Source organism: Pseudomonadota bacterium (assembly GCA_039815145.1).
Lineage (GTDB): Bacteria > Pseudomonadota > Gammaproteobacteria > Steroidobacterales > JBCBZW01 > JBCBZW01.
The window spans coordinates 1-18,916 of the sequence record JBCBZW010000013.1 but is presented as its reverse complement, the minus strand read 5'-3'; the positions used below and the strand labels follow the sequence as shown (position 1 = coordinate 18,916).

The following is an 18,916-nucleotide window of genomic DNA, read 5'->3' as shown; positions in this document are numbered from 1 at the left end:
CGGGCCCGCCTCCCCTGCGAGGGGCGCCCGGTGATCCTGCCTGACCTGTTGGCCCGGCGGGCTGCCCTGACGCCGGATGCCGTCGCCTTCCGCGATCCGCCGCGCGAGGAGGGCCTCACCTACGGGGCGTTCGATCGTCGGGTGGGCCAGGCGGCCAGGGTGCTCTGCGACCTCGGCCTCACGCCCGGCGAACGCCTCGCGCTGCTCTGCCGCAACCGGGTGGAGTTCTTCGAGCTGCTGTTCGCGTGCGCTCGTGCCGGCGTGGTGATGGTGCCCCTCAACTGGCGCATGCCCGCTGCGGAGCTAGCGCATCTCCTAGCCGACGCTACCCCGAGCGCTCTCGCCTTCGGGCGGGAAGACGCGACGACGGCGACCGCTCTCAGCGGTACCGTCTCCACCCTGATCGCGTTGGATCCGCCCATCGGCGAGTCGCCGACGGCCGTGCCCTACGTTGGCGCGCGCGTCGCCGCATCACCCCTCGAGGTGCACCGGCCCTGGCAGGAAGATGCGTGCTGGTACCTGATCTACACCTCGGGGACCACCGGCCGCCCCAAGGGCGTCATCTACACCTTCGGCATGGCGCTCGCGAACTACGTCAACATCCGCCAAGGCATGCAGATCAGCGCCGACGACGTCACCCTCAACTTCCTGCCGCTGTTCCACACGGCCGGCATCAACCTGGTGACCTTGCCGACGCTGTTCGAAGGCGGCTCGGTCGTGCTGATGCCCGGCTTCGATGTCGACCGTGTCGTTGCCCTGATCGAGGCCGGCTCTCTCGACACCGTGTTCGGCGTACCGGCCGTGTTCTCCCAGCTCAGCCAGCATCCGCGCTTCGACGACCTCGACCTCACCCGCGTGCGCGCCTGGGGTTGTGGCGGCGCGCCCTTGCCCACAAGCCTTCTCGAGCGATACCTCGCGCGCGGCGCCAAGGTGTGTAACGGCATGGGCATGACCGAGACGGGACCCACCGCGTTTCTCATGGACCCCGACCACGTGCACGAGAAGATCGGCGCCGTCGGCAAGCCTCAGTTGCTGGTGCAGGCGCGCATCATGGACGCGCAAGGCATGACGTGTGAGGACGGTGCCCACGGCGAGATCTGCTTCGCCGGTCCCGGCGTCACCCCCGGCTACTGGCGACAACCCGACGCCACCGCCGCAGCCTTCACGAACGATGGCTGGCTGCGCTCCGGCGACGTGGGCTACCGCGACGGCGACGGCTACTACTACGTGGTGGGCCGGCGCAAGGAGATGTTCATCTCCGGCGGCGAGAACGTCTACCCGGTGGAGATCGAGAACGTACTCGTCGGCCATCCGGCCGTCCTCGACGCCGCCGTGATTGGCGTGGAGGACGACACCTGGGGCGAGGTGGGCGTCGCGTTCCTGTGTGCCGTGCATGGCCGCGAGCTACCGGACGATCACCAGCTGCGGGACTACTGCCGCGAACACCTCGCCGCTTACAAGGTACCTAAGCGCTTCATTCATGTGACGGAGTTCCCGCGCACGGCGGCGGGCAAAATTCGCAAGCACCTCCTGAGCGTGTCGGACTGATGCTCATCGATATTCAGCAGAGCCGGCGGGTGCACACGTTCTCGCAGGACGACTTCGACGCCTTCGCACGCCTGAGCGGTGACCACAACGCGATCCACCTCAATGGGGAATTCGCCGCAGCTCATACCCCCTTTCGTGGCCCCGTCGCGCACGGCATGTTGCTCTACACGGTGTTCGAGGGAATGCTGACGCACCTCGCGCCAAACGCGCGCCTCGCCGTCAGCACGTTGATGTTCCCGGCACCCACCTACGCGGATGAGGCGATCGAATTCAGCCTCGCGCTGAGCGTCGCTGAGGGCAATCAGGCACGCCGCGCTCGCTTTCAGGCGATGCGTCGCGCCGACGGCATCATCACCTGCGAGGGCGACGCGCGCCTGGTGGAGGGGCACCGATGACGGCGCTGGCGCTGGGCCAGCAGGCCACGGTCACCCGCACCTTCGAGGCCGATGACCTTGCGAGCTACCGCCGCCTTGGCGGAGGCGACGCCCAACGAGAGACGGTACCGGAGCCCCTGATCGGCGCCCTCTTTTCGTACCTCCTGGGGGTGGAACTGCCCGGCCAGGGGACCATGTACCTGAAGCAGGACACCCACTACGAACGCTCCGCCGCTGTGGGGCGCGCAGTGACCGCCAAGGTTACGATCACCGCCCTGAGACCGGACAAGCATCTGGTCGACCTCGACACCGAGTGCCACGACGCACAGTCTGGCGAACGTATCTGCAGGGGACGCGCTCTGGTGCGTTACGACGCCCTGTGAGCGCCACGACCCAACCCTACTGCGGCACCTACACCAGCGAGGACGGTCTGGCTCTCTACTATCGTGATAATCGCCCCTCGGAGAGTGGGGCGCGGACGCCGATCCTGTGCCTGCCGGGGCTCACTCGAAACAGTCGTGACTTCGAGGAGCTCACGGGGCTGCTGTGCCCCGACTACCGCGTGATCGCAACGGATCTGCGCGGCCGAGGGAACTCCGCCTACGATGCCAGCCTGAGCAACTATCACCCCGCACAGTACGTGCAGGACACCTGGCGCCTACTCGCGGAGTTGGACGTGCCCCGGGTCACCGTCATCGGTACGTCGTTAGGTGGATTGATGGCGATGCTCATGGCTCAGGAGCGACCGGAGGCGGTGCAGGGTGTGGTGCTCAACGATGTGGGACCGAAGCTCGAACTCCCCGCCCTCATGCGTTTGATCTCCGCCGCCGGCAGCTTACCCGCCGTGCGCGACTGGCCTGGCGCCGTCGCTGCCCTGCGTCGCGCCAACGGCGCGGCCTACCCCACGTGGAGCGACGCGCAGTGGCAACGCTTTGCCGAGAAGATGTACGCCCCGGGGGCGGGTGGATCGCTCACGCCCCGCCTCGACCCGAACGTGGGTCGCGCCGCCATGCGTGGACTCTCCGGCCTGCGACAGGACCCGTGGATCGTTTTCGCCGCTCTCCAGGAGATCCCAACGCTGCTGGTGCGCGGTGCGACGTCCAGCATCCTGAGCGAACAGGGCGCCGCTGCCATGCGCAAGGCCAAGGCTGATCTGGCAATCGCCACCGTGGCCGATCGCGGCCACGCTCCTAATCTCGACGAACCGGAGGCTATCGATGCCATCAGGCAATTCCTGCGCACTCACGGCTAGGGCACTCGCGGCCATGGTGATATCACTGGTGTCTGCCTGTGGCGGCGACGGGCCGAAGGAACCCGTGTCGGAGACGGATACGACAGTAGTCGCTGACACCGTCGAGGTCACCTTGTCGGGCCTGTCCTCGGGCGGCTACATGGCCGTGCAAACGCACCTCGCGTTGGGCGAGCAGGTAGGGGGAGTGGCGGTCATCGCTGGCGGCCCGTACCACTGCGCCCAGGGCAGCATCGGCCGCGCCCTCGGGGCTTGCCTGACGGGCGAGGGCATCGATCTGCCCGCCTTGCACGCCTTCGCCGAGGAGGCAGCGGGCAGTGGCGAGATCGCCCCACTGAGTAGCCTTGCTGAGGACCGTGTCTGGCTGTTCCAAAGCCCGGCCGATGGCGTCGTGCAGCCCGCCGTCGGCCGCGCGCTCGAAGGCTTCTACGCACGCTACGTCGGGGAGTCCGGTGTGGCGATGGTGGACGATGTGCCGAGCGCCCACGGCTGGCCTACCTTGAGCACGGGGAACGCCTGCGACCAAATCGGCGGGGCCTACCTCAACGCCTGTGGCTACGATGGCGCCGGCGCGGCCCTCGCGCACTTGTACGGGCCGCTCGTCGCCCGCGCCGAGGACGCCGACGCGGCCGGCGCCTTGAGCGAGGTGGAGATCGCCGACTGGCTGCCGCCCGGTTCCTCGCTTGCCCCTGCTGCGTTCGCCTACGTGCCCGACGACTGCGCCGACGCCGCGGCGGGCTGTCGCCTGCACATCAGCTTTCACGGCTGCCAGCAGGGCGCCGATGCGATCGGCGAGCAATTCGCCGCGGGCGCCGGGCTGAACGAATGGGCTGGACCGAATCGTATCGTCGTGCTCTACCCGCAGGTGAGCCCGAGCCTTACGAATCCCCTAGGATGCTGGGATTGGTGGGGCTATACCGGTGGGGACTACGACGTGCGCGAGGGTAAGCAGGTCCTCGCTGTCGCGCGTCTCATCGAGGCCTACGCAAAGGGGCAGCTCCTGACATCCCTGGAGTAGCCGCAGGTCGTCGCTAGCTCGCAGCACGTCGCTTGAGAAATCGGCTCAGCGCTTCCGGAGTCACGCCCGCAAAGGCCGCCACTTGCTTTTGCATGGCCGTCCCGACCACCCGTCGGTAGTGGTCCTCGAGAAATCGATAGCGCTTCTCGAGGTCTAACTGGGTCTTGGCCACGATGACCTCCTTGTCGAAGCAGAGCGTTTCCATCGCTTTGATGCGCAGGTAGCGACCGAAGGCACCCCCGTCCAACATCTGGCGTCGGAACGCATCACCCGCAATCTCCACGCCGATCACCGGTGAGATGGCGACGAGATCATCGCTCGCGTACTGCTTCGACCACGTGCTGGTGAGGTTTCCGCACAACTGGCCGTCTTCGAAGAACCTGGCGATCGTGATGCTCCCATCGGCGTGGGACTGCATCGACGCGGTGACGCCGTCGACCACGAATAGCCAACTGCCGGCGATCTCCTCCATTCGATAGATGCACTCGCCGCGGGCGAACGTTACCTCGCGCAGGGCTGCCTGCAATGCGGTCCAGTCATGGCGCGGCATGGAGATGCCGTTGCGGGCGATATCCTGCGCCAGAGCATCCACGGGCTTCACTCTCGACTCCTTGCGACCGGGACGCGACGTTGCCGCTGGCGTGAGACGACCAAGCCAAGCGTATCCCACGGCGTCCAGAGGGGCACTTAACTCAGATCAAGCGGCCGTTCACCGCCACCCTGCACACTGCGCCGAGAGTGTGTGTACGAGGATGACATTGCCATGGAGATACTCTCGACGCTGCGTGCGGCATGGCCCGTGCTCCGCCGCGCAATCCGCAGCGGGCAGCTATTGCGGCCCCAGTGCGAACTCGTGCAGCCAGATGACGACATCGCCGTCTCCTACGATGTCGAGATCCCGATGCCGGAGGGGTTCGTGCTCACGGCCAACGTGTTTCACTCGCGAAGCCGGCGCGCGGCTGCGGCTGCGGACCCGGTGGTCATGTGCGCGCATCCTTACGACAACCACCTGATCCCAGCCTTGGGCAATACGCCCCTAGGTGGACCACCTCAGCAGTATCGCCTGCTGCCCCAGGCGGGGGGCAAGCCACGCTTCTCGACGCTCGCGAGCTGGGAATCGCCAGACCCCAACTTCTGGGTCCCGGCGGGCTACACCCTCGTGAACCTCAACCTGCCGGGTTTCGCCAACAGCCAAGGCCCTGCCTCGGTCATCTCCGCCCATCAGGGTGAATGCTACCGGCAGGCGATCGACTACGTCGGGGCGCAGCCGTGGTGCAATGGCAACGTGGGGCTGTGCGGTGTGAGCTTTCTCTGCATCAGCCAATACCTCGCGGCGGCGACCCCTGACGGAGAAGCCGCGCCTGAGGCGCTCAAGTGCATGATCCCTTGGGAGGGCGTGTCTGACCTGTATCAGGATTTGGTGTGTCGCGGGGGCGTGGCAGATGTTGGCTTTCTCGATTTCTGGTGGAACACGGAGGTGAAGGAGTCGCTCAACGTATCCCTCGATCAGTACCTGTCGGTAGAGGAAGCGATACCGCTCGACGCGCTGGCGCGCCATCCCCTGTACGACGACTACTGGAAAGCCAAGGCGCCGCCGCTTGAGAACATCCGCGTGCCGATGCTGTTGTGCGCGTCCTTCTCCGACCATGAGCTACACACGATGGGGTCGTTTCGGGCCTTCGAGCAGGCAAGCTCACCCCAGAAGTGGCTGTACACCCACCGGGGCGGGAAATGGACCGAGTTCTACCGGCCCGAGTCGCTGCGCTTGCAGCGAGAGTTCATGGATCACTTCCTGAAGGGTGAGGCGAACGGGTTCGATGCGCGTCCTCAGGTGCGGCTGGAAGTTCGCTCCAGTCGTGAGGAGATCCATGAGGTGCGCTGGGAACACGCCTGGCCCCTACCGAACACGGCCTATGACACGCTGTACCTCGATGCGCGCGACACACTATCGACGCAAGCGCCCGTCGAAGGAACTGAAGTTACCTACGAGGGAAGGGCAGGGCACACCTACTTCGAGTACACCTTCGAGGAGGACACGGAGATCACGGGTTACGCCAAGCTCAAGGTGTGGGTGGAGGCGCGAGCGTCAGCGCGAGACCCGATGACGCCAGAAGATGTGGCGCTGTGCTGCTTTCTCGATAAGCGGGACCGCGCGGGACGATCCGTACGCTTCTACGGGGCGGTCGGGCAGGAGCAGGACATGATCACCCGGGGCTACGGGCGGGCGGTACGACGCGAACTGAACGACGCCGCCTCGCGACCATTTCATCCCGTGCCCCTAGGCGCGAGAGAGCAACCGCTGCAATCGGGCGATGTGGTGCCGGTGGAGATCGCATTTTGTCCGAGCAGCACCTTCTTCCGCCGGGGTGAGCGCCTGCGGTTGATCATCTCCGCGATCGATGTCGTCCACGCGCCGATATTCAGCAAGGACACGAGCGCGAATCGCGGCCTACACGTGCTGCACGTTGGTGGGGACTGTGACTCGCACCTATTGCTTCCGAGGATTGCCCGGAGCGCCACGGGGTAAGGCTATGGGGTGCGCGCTGGCTGGATTGGCAGCCGTAGGGTAAACGTGGTGTTCTGCCTCAGCTCCGCCTGGAGCGAGATCTCACCACCGGACTGCTCCACAAAGCCCCTCACCATCGATAGGCCCAGTCCAGGTTTGACCGCCGACTGGGGAGTGCTGAAAAAGGGCTCGAAGATACGTTCCGCAATCTCCGGCGCGACGCCCGTGCCGTCGTCATTTACCTCGATCACGATCGAGGGCTCCGGCGAATCGCTCTGGCGGACTCGCACCGTCACCACCCGTGCTTGCGCGTCGACAGCGTTGTGCAGCAGCTCCGTCAAGGCGGTGAGCAGTTGGCCCCGGTCGACGGTCACCAAGGGAAGCTCAGGCGACAGCTCGACGCTCAGCTTTACCTCCTGCTGATACGTGTTGCGGTGGTGCGCTTGGAGATCTGCGATGACGTCTGCGAGTTGGCACGGCACGGGGCGTAGAGGGAGTTGCCGCGTGTACGCCAGCAGCCGCGACACGTCTTCGCTCGCATTCTTCGCGGCCTCCATCGCCAGGGTCAGCGCCCTCTCGGTCTCTGTGCCCGAGGTACGCGAGCGGACCAGATCGATACCGCCCACGATGGTGGCCAAGTGGTTGTTGAACTCGTGCGCAACGCCGCCTGCCACGCGCCCCATCGCTTCGAGCCGTTGCGCGGCTTCTCCTCGCCTCGCGTCGCGGTCGATCGTGGCCAGGGTGGAGAAGGTCTCGTGCATCGTCACCGCATGGTAGAACTGCAAGCCCATGACGGTGAGCGCAAGTCCGACATCCGTAGCCGCTCGCTCTCCAGCCAACAGGGTGATCCAGAACAGGCTGAAGGAGAGCTGTATCCCCACCACGTAGATCAGTCCGAGGGAGGGCACCCGCAGGCGGTGGGTGAGGCTGTAGATAAACGCGGCGGCGAGCATGAGCACGGCGATCAGCTGATACTCGTGCTGGGACGATAACCAGAAGTAGAAGACCAGCCAGAAGAAGGGGAGTGCATCGAGCACGTAGGCGAAGAACACCACCACGAAGCGGCGCGGTGTCGGGGACTTCTGGAAGCGGGCAATGCAGACGCCCGCGATGATGGTGGTGGTGACCCGTGCGAAGAACCAGTAGATGAAGGTCCGTTCGCCGAAGGTCACGCTCAGACTGACGACCGCCAGCGCAAAGATGCCCATGCGCAGCAGGGCATCGAATCTGCTGCGCTGGGCGACCAGCATGAGGTTGTCGCGCTCTGATGCAAAGCGCCGTTGAACGAATCGCTTCAAGCTGGTGCTGATGCCTTGGTGACTGACCCGATGCGCCCATAGTAGGGGGGCGACTGCTACCTTCGCTACTCTCCAGCGGTGGACGCCGTGGCCTCGTCCGCTCCACCGACATTCGCCTCGCCGTTGAGTAGGAAGCTCCTGCGGGTGAGGCCGGTAGGCCAAGCTAGAACATCGGTGATCGCGCAGGATGGCTGTTAAGCTTGCCAGTGCGCCGCGCTATGGCGACGAGCGACAGGAGTTGTTCGGCGTTCGGGCTCCGATTGGATCAGTCTGAAAGAAAACATAATCTTCTTGGGCGGCGCCACGCCGTAGTGGCCGACCGCTATCGATGTTCATTCGAAAAAGTCACATGCGAAGCCTGCTAAGCATCCTGATCGTCGTTGCGCCGATCGCGCTCTGCGCGGCGCCGAAGGCAGACGACCTCGATCGAGAGCCCCTGCCTCTCGAGGCCTATGCCCATTGGAGCCCGCTGCGTACGTTGGTCGTCTCCCCGAGCGGCACCCACCTCGCCACCAAGCGCTGGGTGGAAGGGGTGCGCACCGTGGTCGTGCAGCCCCTCGACGATCCATCCGCAGCCGTGGTGATGCCGCGGCCGAGGGCGGCCGAACAGCTGATCGACTTCACCTGGGCCAACGATGATCGCCTTCTGATCACCTACCGCGTACGTCTGCAGAAGGTCATCTACTACCATCAATACAGCTTCGCCCGCGACGGTCAGGATCGCATTCGCATCGCCCCCTTCTGCGAGCACAAGAGACCGTTGGAGACCTTGGCCTGTCATCGAAACGAGGGGGCGGGAGAGTTGCTGGATCTACTGCCCGACGATCCCGCGCACGTGCTCATCTCGGGGTTCATGAACACGGCCGAGGCGCACGTGTGGAAGACTAACGTCTACACGGGCGAATCGACCATGGTGCAGGACAAGCTCCGCGGCATCACCACCTGGCGGGTGGACCAGGAGCACCAGGTGCGGCTGGGCTACGGCACCACGCTCGATTCCGATGGCGAGATGAACACCAAGGCTCGCCATCTCGACGATGCCGATGCCTGGGTCGACCGCAGCCAGGCCCGGTGGGTGCGCGAGCGATGGTGGCCGATCGCCTTGGACGACCCACCCCAAACCGCTTTCGGAGCGGTATGGCCCCGGCCAGAGGACACGTGGAGCATCCTGCGCTTCGATCTGCAGGACGGACAGTCTGTGGAGACGGTGGCTTCCTCTCCACGTCAGGATCTGGCCGGCATTCTGGTCGACAACCGCTTGGTCGGCTACGGCGCTGCCGGCGAGTGGGGAGTACGCCAGGCATTCATCGATCCGCAATGGGCCACGCTGCAACGGAAGGCGCTCGACGCGTTCCCCGGTAAGGCGGTGGCGATCGATCCCGTCAGTGCGAACCACCGCTTCGTGCACATGCGCCTGGATGCGCGCACGGAGAGTTCGGTCCATCTGCTGTGGGACCGACCCACTGGGCAGGCCGTGATGCTCGGGCGTGAGCATCCCAGCGTGGCAGCTCAGCGGGTCTTACCCTCGCGCGTGTTGGAAGCGACGGAGGGGCTCGAGGTGATCTACACCGCGCCTCCCGGCCGTCCCAGCGATCCGCCTCCGCCAGCCGTCATCATCCCGAGAGGAGGCCCTGGCGCCTTGGCCAGCGACGGCTTCGACTATCTCGTACAGGCCATCGCCAGCCGCGGCTACGCCGTGTTGGAGGTGAACCTGCGCGGCCCGAGCTTCGCCGGACGCCGCTTCATCGATACCGTGGCCGGCTCGTGGCGTCGCACGATGCACGACGACCTCACCGACGCGCTGCGTTACGCCATCGACCAAGGCCTGGTCGATCGGGCCCGCACCTGTGCCGTAGGGGTCGGCGCCGCGGCCTACGTCGCTTTGATGGATGCGATCGAGCAGCCTGACCGGTACGCGTGCTTGGCCACCATCAACGGCATCGCAGACCTCGCCATCGAACGCCAGGAGGAGAGCTACGACCTGGCGACCCAGCGTTACATCGAGTCGCGCATGGGCTTCAAGGCCGCGGAGCTCTCGGTCATGTCGCCGCGCAATCGCGCCGAGGAGCTTGTGCCGCCCCTGTTGCTCGTGCACGCAGAGGATGATCGCATCATCGATGTGGAACATGCGCGTCACATGCGTAAGGCGCTGCGCAAGCGTGGTGACGTGACGGTCTTGGAGCTGGCGCGAGGCGGGCACACCGTCGAGAGCACGCCGGACCGCTTGGCGTTACTTCAGTCGCTCGAGAGCTTCTTAGGCGAGCACCTGGGGACTGCGGCGCGCTAGCCCGGACCCGGGCGGGCTCAGCGCAATCGGGCGGGACCGCGCAAGACGATCCCGCCCGACCAGGCGGGTGCTAGTCGCGCACCACCTGGTAGATCGAGGTGGTACCGCTCACCTCGTTGCCCACCACCAGCAGCGGTAGGCCGTTCGGGGAGTTCGGGCCGCTGATGAACACGATGCCCTCAGGGCCGAGATCCCCCACCTCGCCGGCTTCCGCGTCGGCAGCCGGATCGAAGTTGCGGTCGTTGAAGTAGCTCAGGAACTCCGGCTCGCGGGGGCGAGATACGTCGAAGATCATGATGCCGCCGACGCGCTCGAGGGTGACGAAGACGGTGGTGGCGAAGGCGTTGGTGCCGACGGCCACGCCTTCCGGCTCGGGGCCCTTGGCGTCGCTGCGCGAGTCGAAGGAGTCGTTCTCATCGTTGGTGCTGTTGAAGCCGCTGCAGAGCTCTAGCTCGCCGTCGCAGAACAGCGTCTGTTCGGCGGTGACGTCCTCCATGACACTGCCCGTGTCCGAGAGCAGGGTGCCGCCAGCGGTCCAAACGCTGATTGAGCGGGCGCCGAAGGAGTACAGCTCGTCGTAGTCGCCGTCGCCGTCGGTATCGCCCTCGGTGGTCACGGCCAGCAGGCGGCCGAGTGCCTCGTCCGCCTGCAGCTCAGCGGCGTTCGGGAAGGCGGTGGGATCGAGCGTGAGATCCTTGATGCGCGCCTCATCGATGTAGGAGAGACAGCCGTCGTCCTCGTCGAAGTCCAGGCCGCCGAGGTCTTCCAGGCAGGCCTCTTCCGCGGTCTTGCCGGGCGGGATGTCGGCCGGGTCGACGTCGAAGAAGTACTCGCGGCCGTCGCCTTCGTTGGCGGTGACCAGGAAGGTGCGTCCGCGCAGTACGAAGGAGGCGATGGAGTCGGGCATGTAGAGCCCCTGCACCGGCCAGTTGGCGATGGCGATGGCGTCGTCGCGGTCGCTCGGGTCCAGGGCGTTGTCCGGATCCATGTGATCCTTCGCGCCCAGGCCAGCGATCCGCAGCACGGTGGCTGATGGGATGTCGACCACCGCGATCGCGTTGTTTTCCTGCAGCGTCACCCAAGCGATGCGTGAGGTGATGGAGGTGGTGATGAACTCCGGTTCCAGGTCCTGGGCGACAGTGGAGAAGCCTTCCACGGCGCGCGGCACGCGGGCGCCGGCGGGGATGTCGTCCAGATCGAAGCCGCTGAAATCGGCCGTCATGGCGGTGGCGTTGGCGACGCCGCCAGCGAGGTCGATGATGGTGATCGAGCCTTCGGGGTCGTTGCGGTAGTCGTCGCTCGGCTCGCCTTCGTTGGCGGTGAGGGCGTAGCGGCCGTCGCGGGTGATGGCGACGGAGTCGGGCAGGGGACCGGCCTCGATGGCGCCGAGGAACGTGCCCGCGGTGTCGTAGAAGGCGGCCCAGCCGTTGGCCTGCGTGTCATCGTTTTCCACGGCGATGGCCACGAGGTTGCCGTGCGTGGCCACGCTGTTGACGCCGCCGGCGGCTTCGCCGGGGAAGGCTTCGGCGATGTCCGGGGCGACGTCGATGAACGAGGTCAGGACGGGGTCTTGCGGGCTGGAGATGTCGATGATGTCGACGGTGCTCGCGGCGGCGTTGATGACGAACAGCGACTCGATGGTCGGGCTGTAGGTCACGATTTCCGCGGCGCCATCGTCGAATACACCCGTTTCGACGGTGCCGATGCGAACCAGGCTGACGTCGGCAAGCGCGGAGGCACTAGACGCTGCGGCAACCACAGCAGCGACCAGCAATCGATTCGTAGACATGGGTAAACGCTCCTTGTTGTTGTGAAGCGCGCGAGTCTTACCCGATGTTTGTTAACCGCGCTAGCCGAGAAATATGAAGATCCTGTGACGGTTGGCAGGGGTATGCCTTGACGGTTGATGCCCAGATAGCGCTCCATTGCGGGGTGGCGATCTTCTCAGCGCGATTGGAGCTCAGGCGATGACCATCACACTCCCCCAGCTAGCGCTCTACATGGGCGCGCTGTTCATCTTGTTCGCAACGCCTGGCCCGGTGTGGGTGGCGGTCGCGGCCCGCGCTGTCTCCAGCGGCGCCAAGTCCACGCTGCCCCTGGCCCTCGGCGTGGCCCTGGGGGACCTCCTCTGGCCGTTGGTGGCGGTGTTCGGCGTGACGGCTATCGTCGCCGTTTGGGCTGACTTCCTCATCGTCCTGCGCTATGCCGGCGCCCTCGTGCTGATCGTGATGGGTCTCGCGCTGATTCGTCACGCGGACAAGAACCTCGCCGAGGCGTCGGGGCTGTCTGCCCGGGGCGCATGGGCGAGCTTCATGGCCGGCTTCCTAGCGGTGACGGCGAATCCAAAGGCCAGCCTCTTCTATATGGCGCTCCTCCCCACCTTCTTCGACTTCACGTCGATCACCGCGTTGGACGTGGCGGCGATCTGTGTGGCCAGCTTCGTGGTGCCGCTGGTGGGCAACATGGTGTTGGCCCTCTGCGTCGGCCGACTGCGCCGCCTCCTCAGCAGTCCCAAGGCGGTGCGGCGCACGAACGTGGCCGCGGGCAGTGGCTTGATCGGCGTGGGCGGTGTGATCGCCGCCACCTAGGGAATCTCTGCACAAGTCCGCCCACCATCCCCGCTGGACGGACGGGGCTGGCGACCAGACTTATGCAGAGCTTCCCTAGGGGGGGGCGCACCTTCGCTTGCGACCATGCTGCTCTTCCTCGACTTCGATGGGGTGCTGCGACCGAGGCGTGCCCCGCCCGGCTGCTTCCACCCCGCCTGTCTGGCGAACTTCGAAGATCTCTTGCGTGAGTTCGCAGAAATAGACGTGGTGATCTCGTCCGATCGTGCGCTGGATGCGTTCGAGACGGAGCGCCTTCGCGTGTTTGTGATCGACACCTTGCGCGGTGGATCGCCGAGCGCGGACGCGTAGCGCCAAAGAGAAGGCCGCCGCAGGCTCACGCCCACGACGGCCCTCGTCGCTCACCTGGCGGTGAGGATCAGAACTGCGTGCTATCCAGGTTGCTGATGTCGCAACCGGGGGCTTGCAGGTCCAGACCCTGGGCCAGGAGTGAGCGACCGCCCACCGCCGCAGGCACCACGGTGCACAGCGTCGCGTTGCCCTCGGCGTCCGCCACCGCGCTGCCGCGGGGGAAGGGACGACCGATCTCGAGCGGCGCGTCGCACGCGGGGATCTGCAGTTCCCCGGGCTGCACGCCGATCAGCAGGCGCACGGCGTTGCCGGGCGTCGCCCCGCTCACGTCGTAGCAGTTCTCGACGCCAGCGATGCCCGGGGTGGGCGCGCTGATGGTCATGCCGTCGTTACCGCCCAGGCATTCCTCCGGCAGGTCGAAGGACTCGACGCCGTCGGTCACGCTGTTGACGCTGCCCTGGCTGGCGCCCACGCCGAGTCCGCGGCGGGCGAAGGCGTCCCAGATCAGGCACTGGTTAGCGCCGCCGTTGTTCACCTGGTCGGCGAGGAGGATGGCGTCGCGGCCGTCCACGAAGCCCGGCGAGCAGGATTGGAACTTGAGCCCGTCGGTGACCAGTTGAATGGCGAGGTTGTTGCCGCCCGTGCCGTCGTAGAGGTCCGGGTCGAAGCCGTACTCGTCCACGAGGTTCCAGTACATGTCCCAGAGCATGGTGGCCCAGACCGAGCCGACGCCGTGGGGGATGGACTGGGTGGCGATGTCGCCGTAGCTGAAGGGGTTCACCTCGAGGCTGCGCGAGTACGGGAAGGAGCGGATGCCCGTGCCGTCGGTGGGCTGATAGATCAGATAGGTGCCGACACCGCGCGGCATATCCGCCGTGTCACCCACCTTGCCGGTCATGGCCACCGCGTACCAGTCGGACCAACCCTCGCCCATCTGCTCCGTGTTGCCGAGGCAGAAGACGTTGGAGGGGCCGCCCGTGAGGCGGTTGGAGAGGCCGTGGCCGTACTCGTGCACGATGACACCCGCGTCGAGGTCAGAGTCACGGTCCACCACCGGTGGGCCGCCGCGGAAGACGCCTGCCTCGGGCAGCGTGGGCTTGATCACATCGCCGTCGGCGAGGCTGATCATGCCCGACGGGATGGCGATGTCGCCGCCCGTACCGTCATCGCCGAGGGTGATCGGCGAGCCGGACACGTTGTTGACGATCACCACGCCGGTGGCGCCCACCTGCTGGGCCTGGCGCACCTTGCTCACGAAGGAGCAGGTACCGCGGTTGATCACGGCGATGTTGCCGGCGATCTCGGCGCCGTTGGTGACCGGCTCGCAGATGTCGTTGACATCATCACCGGTGCCGTCGGTGGCGATCACCAGGCTGCCGGCGATACCCGACTGGTCGAGTGCCGGACCAAAGCCTGCGCCAGTGGCGGTGTAGACGCCTGCGGCGGGCCCTGCCTGCACGTCAAGCTCGTTGGCGGCGCCGCCGGTCCACACGAACATCTGCATGCGCGGATCGGAGCCGTCGGACGGGGTGGAGAAGTTGGCGTTGTTGGTGCCGGAGCCGTCCTGGGCGTCTGCCTGCACGGGGTCGCCGGCGATGCCGCCGCGGCCGTAGTTGTTCTGCTGGAAGTTACCGGACGCCTCATCGAAGCCGTAGGCATAGAGGATGTCGTGGATGATGTTGTTCCAGTAGAAGAGGTTGGCGGTGGCCGCCGGGATGTAGGTGTCCGGCTCCTGGTTCAGGTCCAGGGGGAACTGGAAGTCGAGGCCGGCGCCACAGTCCGGGCGATCGCCGCCGGAGTTGTTGGCGTCGCGGTCTTCCTGGGCGAAGACGTTGTTGCCGCGCGTGTCCGTGAACTCCGCGCCGGCGATGCCGTCCGTGTCATGCCAGCCGAAGGGCGAGGCCGTCGACTCGGCGGCATCCACCTCGATCGTTCGCGGCCCTTCGTCCGGCGACACCAGCGGAATCGGGTACACCTCGTAGGTGTCGTTAGCGATCATGTTGACCTTGCCGAGCACCTCGCCGTTGGCGGCGTCCACCCACAGCACCCACCAATCGCGTTGATCGGGCGTGCGGATGTCGAGCTGCCAGGCGAGACGGGCCTTGCGTGCACCGGCGTCCTCGACCGCGTAGTAGGCGAGGGTGGCGGGGATGTCCTGTAGGGAGATGCCGGCGCCGTTGAAGCGCACGTCGCGCGTGGCGCTGGCGGCCTGCGGGCCCTGGGCTTCGAGCGGCGCGTTCGCCTGCAGGCCGAGGTGGCTGGCGGCAGCGCGCACGGCGCGCTCGGCGTCGAGGGACGGCGTGTCGAGCGCGGCGTTGGTGGCCAGGTCACTGACGAGTCGGCCCGCCGTGTTCACCAGGCGACCGTCCGCGGTGACGTTGACGGCGAGCGTAGCGTTGACCACCGGGATGCCGCGCCACTGCTGGCGCAGCTGCAGATGGGTCACGCCGTTGTGGGTGGAGCGGTAGCGATCGGTGACCGTCAGGGCGTCGACGTCACTTGCCGTCAGGCCTTGGGCGCCACTGCGCAGGTAGTCGCGCGCGATGTCGAGGGGATCAGCTGCCGACGCTTGCGTCGTGAGGAAGCTGGGCGATTGAGCGAAGGTTGGCGTGGCCGTGGTGGCCGCGACGCCCAACGCAGCGCAGATCGCGACGCTCGTGGCGACGGATAGGCTTTGCCTGCGTAAAGACGCGCTTCCGGCGCGTGGCTTGGTATCCATGGAATGGGCAACTCCCTGTTATAACCTAACAAAATGGCCCGCCCGAAGGTGTTGTTGGTGTTATCGGACAGCAACGCATTGTTCCGGGATGTGCGCCGCTCGGTCAATAAATTTGACGCTTCTGGTTATATGGAAAAGACGCGCTACCGCGCTCCTACGACTGCATGCCTACGGGTTCCCGAGGCTAGTCAGCACCCGAAGAAGCGCCTTGGTTCGCTCGCCCGGGCGCAGGTATGAACTCGCCGTTCAGGTTGGCGAGCACCGCCGCATCACGCCCGTACACGTCGGGGCGGAAGAGCACCTCCTCGGTTCCCATGGGCACCCGTGCGGTGAAGTACGTGATGAACACCCGCATCGGATTGTCCAGGTAGATGCGCTTGGTCTCCCCGGACGCCAACAGTTGATCGATTCGCTCCCGCGTCCACCCCTGCGGCGCGAGCAGGCGCTGCGCCAACACGAAGGGGTTGCGCACGCGAATGCAGCCGGAGCTGAAGGTGCGCTGGGTGCGGTCGAACAGCTCCTGGTGGTTGGTGTCGTGGAGGAACACGAAGTGGGGGTTGGGGAAGATGAACTTCACCTGGCCGAGGGCGTTGTCGGGCCCGGCGGGTTGGCGCACCAGGTACGGGAAGCCCTCGAGTGATGCCCAATCCACGGTGTCTGGATCCACCTCGTCTCCCGCTTGCGTGAGGAGCAGATAGCCCTTCTTCTGCAGGTATTGCGGGTCGCGGCGAATGCCGGGGATGATCGTGCGCCGGAGGATGCCGGGCGGGATGGTCCAGGTGGGGTTGAACTCGAGGTAGCTGATCCGACCACCGAACACGGGCGTTTGCGTGTACTCCTTACCCACCTGCACGTCTTCGACCCATACGGGCACGCCACTGTCGAACCAGGCGGCTTGAAAGTCCGCGATGTTGACGATGATGAACTCGTCGTAGCGCTCGTGCAGGATCCAGCGCAAGCGCTCCAGGTTTATCCGAAGCTGATCTATGCGGGACTCAACAGATACGTTAAGTGTCCGCAGTGTATTGGGTCCCACGCGGCCGTCGACGGCCAGGCCATGGCGCCGCTGGAAGTGTCTGACGGCCTCTTCGAGGAGTTGGTCGAAGACGGGCGGGGAGGCCAGGGCGGCGGGGTCGAGGTCTTCCGAGGCCACCAGGCGAAGGCGAAGCGCCTGCACGCGTTCGCCTTCGGTAGCGAGCTCCAGGGTCGGGCCGCTCGGTACTGCCATCCACCCTCCAGCGTCGGCGTAGCCCTGATAGCGCGCCAGCGCACCGCGCATGCGTGCGTAGGCGGGCGCATCGGCGCGTGCCCAGTCGAGGGCGTCGACGAGCGTGCCCTGGCGAATCGCGCCGAAGAGCCGGGCGACGGCATCGCCGTCGGCGTCGGCGCGAATGAAGTTGATGTTCGGGTCGACGTGTTGCGGATCTACCTTGCCAAAGTAGAGTTGATAGGCGGCGCGGAGGAACGCTTCGGTGAGAAGAATGTCCGCCTCGGCGCGCTCGATTGCATCAAGGGCCTCGAGATCCGGTGCGTCCAACTGAGCGGCGATGCGTGAGAACCGATACTCCAGTGGGTCGAGGCCATCCTCGCGAAGGGCTTCGATCGCTTGGGCGAGATCAGCGGTGGCAGCGTCGCTCCACAACGGCTCGTAGGCGCTGCCCAAGTACATCTCGCGCAGTACGTTGGCGCTGAACACGGGGATGTCCGTCACCACCGGTGGCGTGCCCGTGTCCGTTGCGCCGAGCTTGCCGATGACTGCCTGCGCGAAAGGCGACGATTGCGCGTGCGCCGGGATGGGGGCGACGATGAGCAGGCTGCTCGTCGCGAGCGCGAGGAGCAACCGGCGAGCGGTAGCGGGGAAGCAGTGGCTGAACACGGTCGTCTCAATACGCAGATCGGCGGTCCAGTATACTGGCCGCCCCACGCAGCACGAGAGCTTGCATGAAGAGATTTCTAGCCCTGGGGGCGCTGGCGTTGCTCGTCCGTCCAGCAATTGCCGACACCCGCTCAATCGAGTTCGTGCACACCCACACGGGGAAGACGATCGAGGCGGCGTATCAGGTGGATGGCGTGCTGGTGCCCGACGTAGTCGAGTCTTTGAACGAGTTCCTGGGCGACCACCGCAACGGCCAGGTCATCGCGATGGACCCGGCGCTGTTCGATCTGCTGTGGGAGTTACGCGAGCGGGCCGGAGTCGAGGGGCCGTATCATCTCGTCTCTGGTTATCGGTCGCCGGAGACTAATGAAATGCTCAGGAAGCGTGGCCGCGGGGTCGCGAAGAAGAGCCTGCACATGCGTGGCCAGGCGATCGATGTTCGCCTGCCCGGCGTGTCCACAGCGAAGCTACGCGATCTCGCAAGACAGCTTGGCGTGGGCGGCGTCGGCTACTACAAGGACTCGGATTTCATCCACGTCGATACGGGCCGCGTACGCTTCTGGTGAGGCGCGGCGCTGGCGGTAGGATCGTGTCCTACTCCCGAGCCTGCAGCGTGGAGGAGTGGATGCTCAGCATCTTCCAGCCGCTGTCGAAGCGCTCGAGCACGGTGGTCAGCAACCCCTCGAAGTAAAAGTACCCCGGATCGCCAACCTCTCCGAAGGCGGTGGAGAAGGGGGCGGCAACCTGCGCGTGGTCGTCGCCCAAGACCAAGACCTCCAGTTTCCCGTAGCGAAACACCCCCTTGCCGTAGGTGGGGAGCTGCTTGAAGGCGGCGGCAAGGTCAGCGTAGGAGCTGTAGCGCGTCTGGCCGTCCTCGTAGGCGACGAAGCGAGGGTCGTCAGCGTAGAAGGCGAGCGCGGCGGCGTAGTCGCCCCGGTTGAGGTTGGTTTCGAAGCGACGGAACGCCTCCTGCACTTCGTGCGCTCTGACACAAATCCCCCGTTCCACGTTTCGTGCCGCGCTCGTGATCACCGACCCAGGCCGAGTGCAGTCCTATCAGGTGCCGTACGCCGCGGACATGAACATATGCGATCGAGGCCTCAGTCCTCCGCCTCCACCCTCT

General features: G+C 65.9%; 16 protein-coding genes. 10 read left to right on the top strand and 6 right to left on the bottom strand.

The window, feature by feature from the left end; genetic code table 11:
• Positions 1 to 30: 30 nt before the first annotated feature.
• Genes AAF184_05805 through AAF184_05785 form a run of 5 tightly spaced genes read left to right on the top strand, consistent with a single transcriptional unit; the run spans position 31 to position 4,189 of the window.
• Positions 31 to 1,548 carry an AMP-binding protein gene (locus AAF184_05805; protein ID MEO0421829.1) on the top strand — a complete coding sequence of 506 codons (1,518 nt, stop codon included), beginning with the start codon at positions 31 to 33 and terminating at the stop codon, positions 1,546 to 1,548.
• On the top strand, positions 1,548 to 1,943 hold the full coding sequence (locus tag AAF184_05800) for a MaoC/PaaZ C-terminal domain-containing protein (protein MEO0421828.1): 396 nt from the start codon (positions 1,548 to 1,550) through the stop codon (positions 1,941 to 1,943). The genes AAF184_05805 and AAF184_05800 overlap by 1 nt, the downstream gene beginning before the upstream one ends.
• Positions 1,940 to 2,305: a phosphate acetyltransferase gene (locus AAF184_05795; protein MEO0421827.1), complete on the top strand. Its 366-nt coding sequence runs from the start codon at positions 1,940 to 1,942 to the stop codon at positions 2,303 to 2,305. Before AAF184_05800 ends, AAF184_05795 begins: the two co-directional genes overlap by 4 nt.
• Entirely contained in the window at positions 2,302 to 3,174 is an 873-nt protein-coding gene (locus AAF184_05790) for an alpha/beta hydrolase (GenBank protein ID MEO0421826.1), read from the top strand. Before AAF184_05795 ends, AAF184_05790 begins: the two co-directional genes overlap by 4 nt.
• A 13-nt stretch (positions 3,175 to 3,187) precedes the next feature.
• On the top strand, positions 3,188 to 4,189 hold the full coding sequence (locus AAF184_05785) for a PHB depolymerase family esterase (GenBank protein ID MEO0421825.1): 1,002 nt from the start codon (positions 3,188 to 3,190) through the stop codon (positions 4,187 to 4,189).
• 13 nt (positions 4,190 to 4,202) lie between these two features.
• Here the strand turns inward: AAF184_05785 and AAF184_05780 are convergent, their stop codons facing one another.
• On the bottom strand, positions 4,203 to 4,790 hold the full coding sequence (locus tag AAF184_05780; protein ID MEO0421824.1) for a cyclic nucleotide-binding domain-containing protein: 588 nt from the start codon (positions 4,788 to 4,790) through the stop codon (positions 4,203 to 4,205).
• 162 nt (positions 4,791 to 4,952) lie between these two features.
• Between AAF184_05780 and AAF184_05775 the strand changes: the two genes are divergently transcribed.
• Positions 4,953 to 6,716, top strand: a complete 1,764-nt coding sequence (locus tag AAF184_05775; protein ID MEO0421823.1) for a CocE/NonD family hydrolase — start codon at positions 4,953 to 4,955, stop codon at positions 6,714 to 6,716.
• Between the two features lie 2 nt (positions 6,717 to 6,718).
• On the opposite strand, the gene AAF184_05770 is transcribed toward AAF184_05775, so the two are convergent.
• A complete protein-coding gene (locus AAF184_05770) occupies positions 6,719 to 7,993 on the bottom strand; it encodes an ATP-binding protein (GenBank protein ID MEO0421822.1) in 1,275 nt (424 codons plus the stop codon).
• Between the two features lie 349 nt (positions 7,994 to 8,342).
• Between AAF184_05770 and AAF184_05765 the strand changes: the two genes are divergently transcribed.
• Positions 8,343 to 10,280 carry a prolyl oligopeptidase family serine peptidase gene (locus tag AAF184_05765; protein MEO0421821.1) on the top strand — a complete coding sequence of 646 codons (1,938 nt, stop codon included), beginning with the start codon at positions 8,343 to 8,345 and terminating at the stop codon, positions 10,278 to 10,280.
• Positions 10,281 to 10,350: 70 nt separating this feature from the next.
• On the opposite strand, the gene AAF184_05760 is transcribed toward AAF184_05765, so the two are convergent.
• Entirely contained in the window at positions 10,351 to 12,069 is a 1,719-nt protein-coding gene (locus AAF184_05760; GenBank protein ID MEO0421820.1) for a choice-of-anchor I family protein, read from the bottom strand.
• Between the two features lie 178 nt (positions 12,070 to 12,247).
• On the opposite strand from AAF184_05760, the gene AAF184_05755 reads away from it, so the two are divergent.
• Positions 12,248 to 12,868 carry a LysE family translocator gene (locus tag AAF184_05755; protein ID MEO0421819.1) on the top strand — a complete coding sequence of 207 codons (621 nt, stop codon included), beginning with the start codon at positions 12,248 to 12,250 and terminating at the stop codon, positions 12,866 to 12,868.
• 105 nt (positions 12,869 to 12,973) lie between these two features.
• Positions 12,974 to 13,198, top strand: a complete 225-nt coding sequence (locus AAF184_05750; protein MEO0421818.1) for an HAD domain-containing protein — start codon at positions 12,974 to 12,976, stop codon at positions 13,196 to 13,198.
• A 67-nt stretch (positions 13,199 to 13,265) separates the two neighbouring features.
• Here the strand turns inward: AAF184_05750 and AAF184_05745 are convergent, their stop codons facing one another.
• Positions 13,266 to 15,917 (bottom strand): M36 family metallopeptidase, encoded by a 2,652-nt coding sequence (locus AAF184_05745; protein MEO0421817.1) that lies wholly within the window; start codon positions 15,915 to 15,917, stop codon positions 13,266 to 13,268.
• Between the two features lie 184 nt (positions 15,918 to 16,101).
• A complete protein-coding gene (locus tag AAF184_05740) occupies positions 16,102 to 17,793 on the bottom strand; it encodes a L,D-transpeptidase family protein (GenBank protein ID MEO0421816.1) in 1,692 nt (563 codons plus the stop codon).
• 65 nt (positions 17,794 to 17,858) lie between these two features.
• Between AAF184_05740 and AAF184_05735 the strand changes: the two genes are divergently transcribed.
• The gene (locus AAF184_05735) at positions 17,859 to 18,359 is read left to right on the top strand and encodes a DUF882 domain-containing protein (protein MEO0421815.1); all 501 of its coding nucleotides are present in this window, start codon (positions 17,859 to 17,861) and stop codon (positions 18,357 to 18,359) included.
• Positions 18,360 to 18,387: 28 nt separating this feature from the next.
• On the opposite strand, the gene AAF184_05730 is transcribed toward AAF184_05735, so the two are convergent.
• A complete protein-coding gene (locus AAF184_05730) occupies positions 18,388 to 18,768 on the bottom strand; it encodes a nuclear transport factor 2 family protein (protein MEO0421814.1) in 381 nt (126 codons plus the stop codon).
• Positions 18,769 to 18,916: the final 148 nt, after the last annotated feature.

Excerpts from the sequence above, each read along its gene's own strand:
- AAF184_05800 (MEO0421828.1), top strand. The coding sequence starts at position 1,548 with ATGCTCATCGATATTCAGCAGAGCCGGCGGGTGCACACGTTCTCGCAG.
- AAF184_05795 (MEO0421827.1), top strand. The coding sequence starts at position 1,940 with ATGACGGCGCTGGCGCTGGGCCAGCAGGCCACGGTCACCCGCACCTTC.
- AAF184_05785 (MEO0421825.1), top strand. The coding sequence starts at position 3,188 with ATGGTGATATCACTGGTGTCTGCCTGTGGCGGCGACGGGCCGAAGGAA.
- AAF184_05775 (MEO0421823.1), top strand. The coding sequence starts at position 4,953 with ATGGAGATACTCTCGACGCTGCGTGCGGCATGGCCCGTGCTCCGCCGC.
- AAF184_05765 (MEO0421821.1), top strand. The coding sequence starts at position 8,343 with ATGCGAAGCCTGCTAAGCATCCTGATCGTCGTTGCGCCGATCGCGCTC.
- AAF184_05760 (MEO0421820.1), bottom strand. The coding sequence starts at position 12,069 with ATGTCTACGAATCGATTGCTGGTCGCTGCTGTGGTTGCCGCAGCGTCT.
- AAF184_05755 (MEO0421819.1), top strand. The coding sequence starts at position 12,248 with ATGACCATCACACTCCCCCAGCTAGCGCTCTACATGGGCGCGCTGTTC.
- AAF184_05750 (MEO0421818.1), top strand. The coding sequence starts at position 12,974 with ATGCTGCTCTTCCTCGACTTCGATGGGGTGCTGCGACCGAGGCGTGCC.
- AAF184_05745 (MEO0421817.1), bottom strand. The coding sequence starts at position 15,917 with ATGGATACCAAGCCACGCGCCGGAAGCGCGTCTTTACGCAGGCAAAGC.
- AAF184_05735 (MEO0421815.1), top strand. The coding sequence starts at position 17,859 with ATGAAGAGATTTCTAGCCCTGGGGGCGCTGGCGTTGCTCGTCCGTCCA.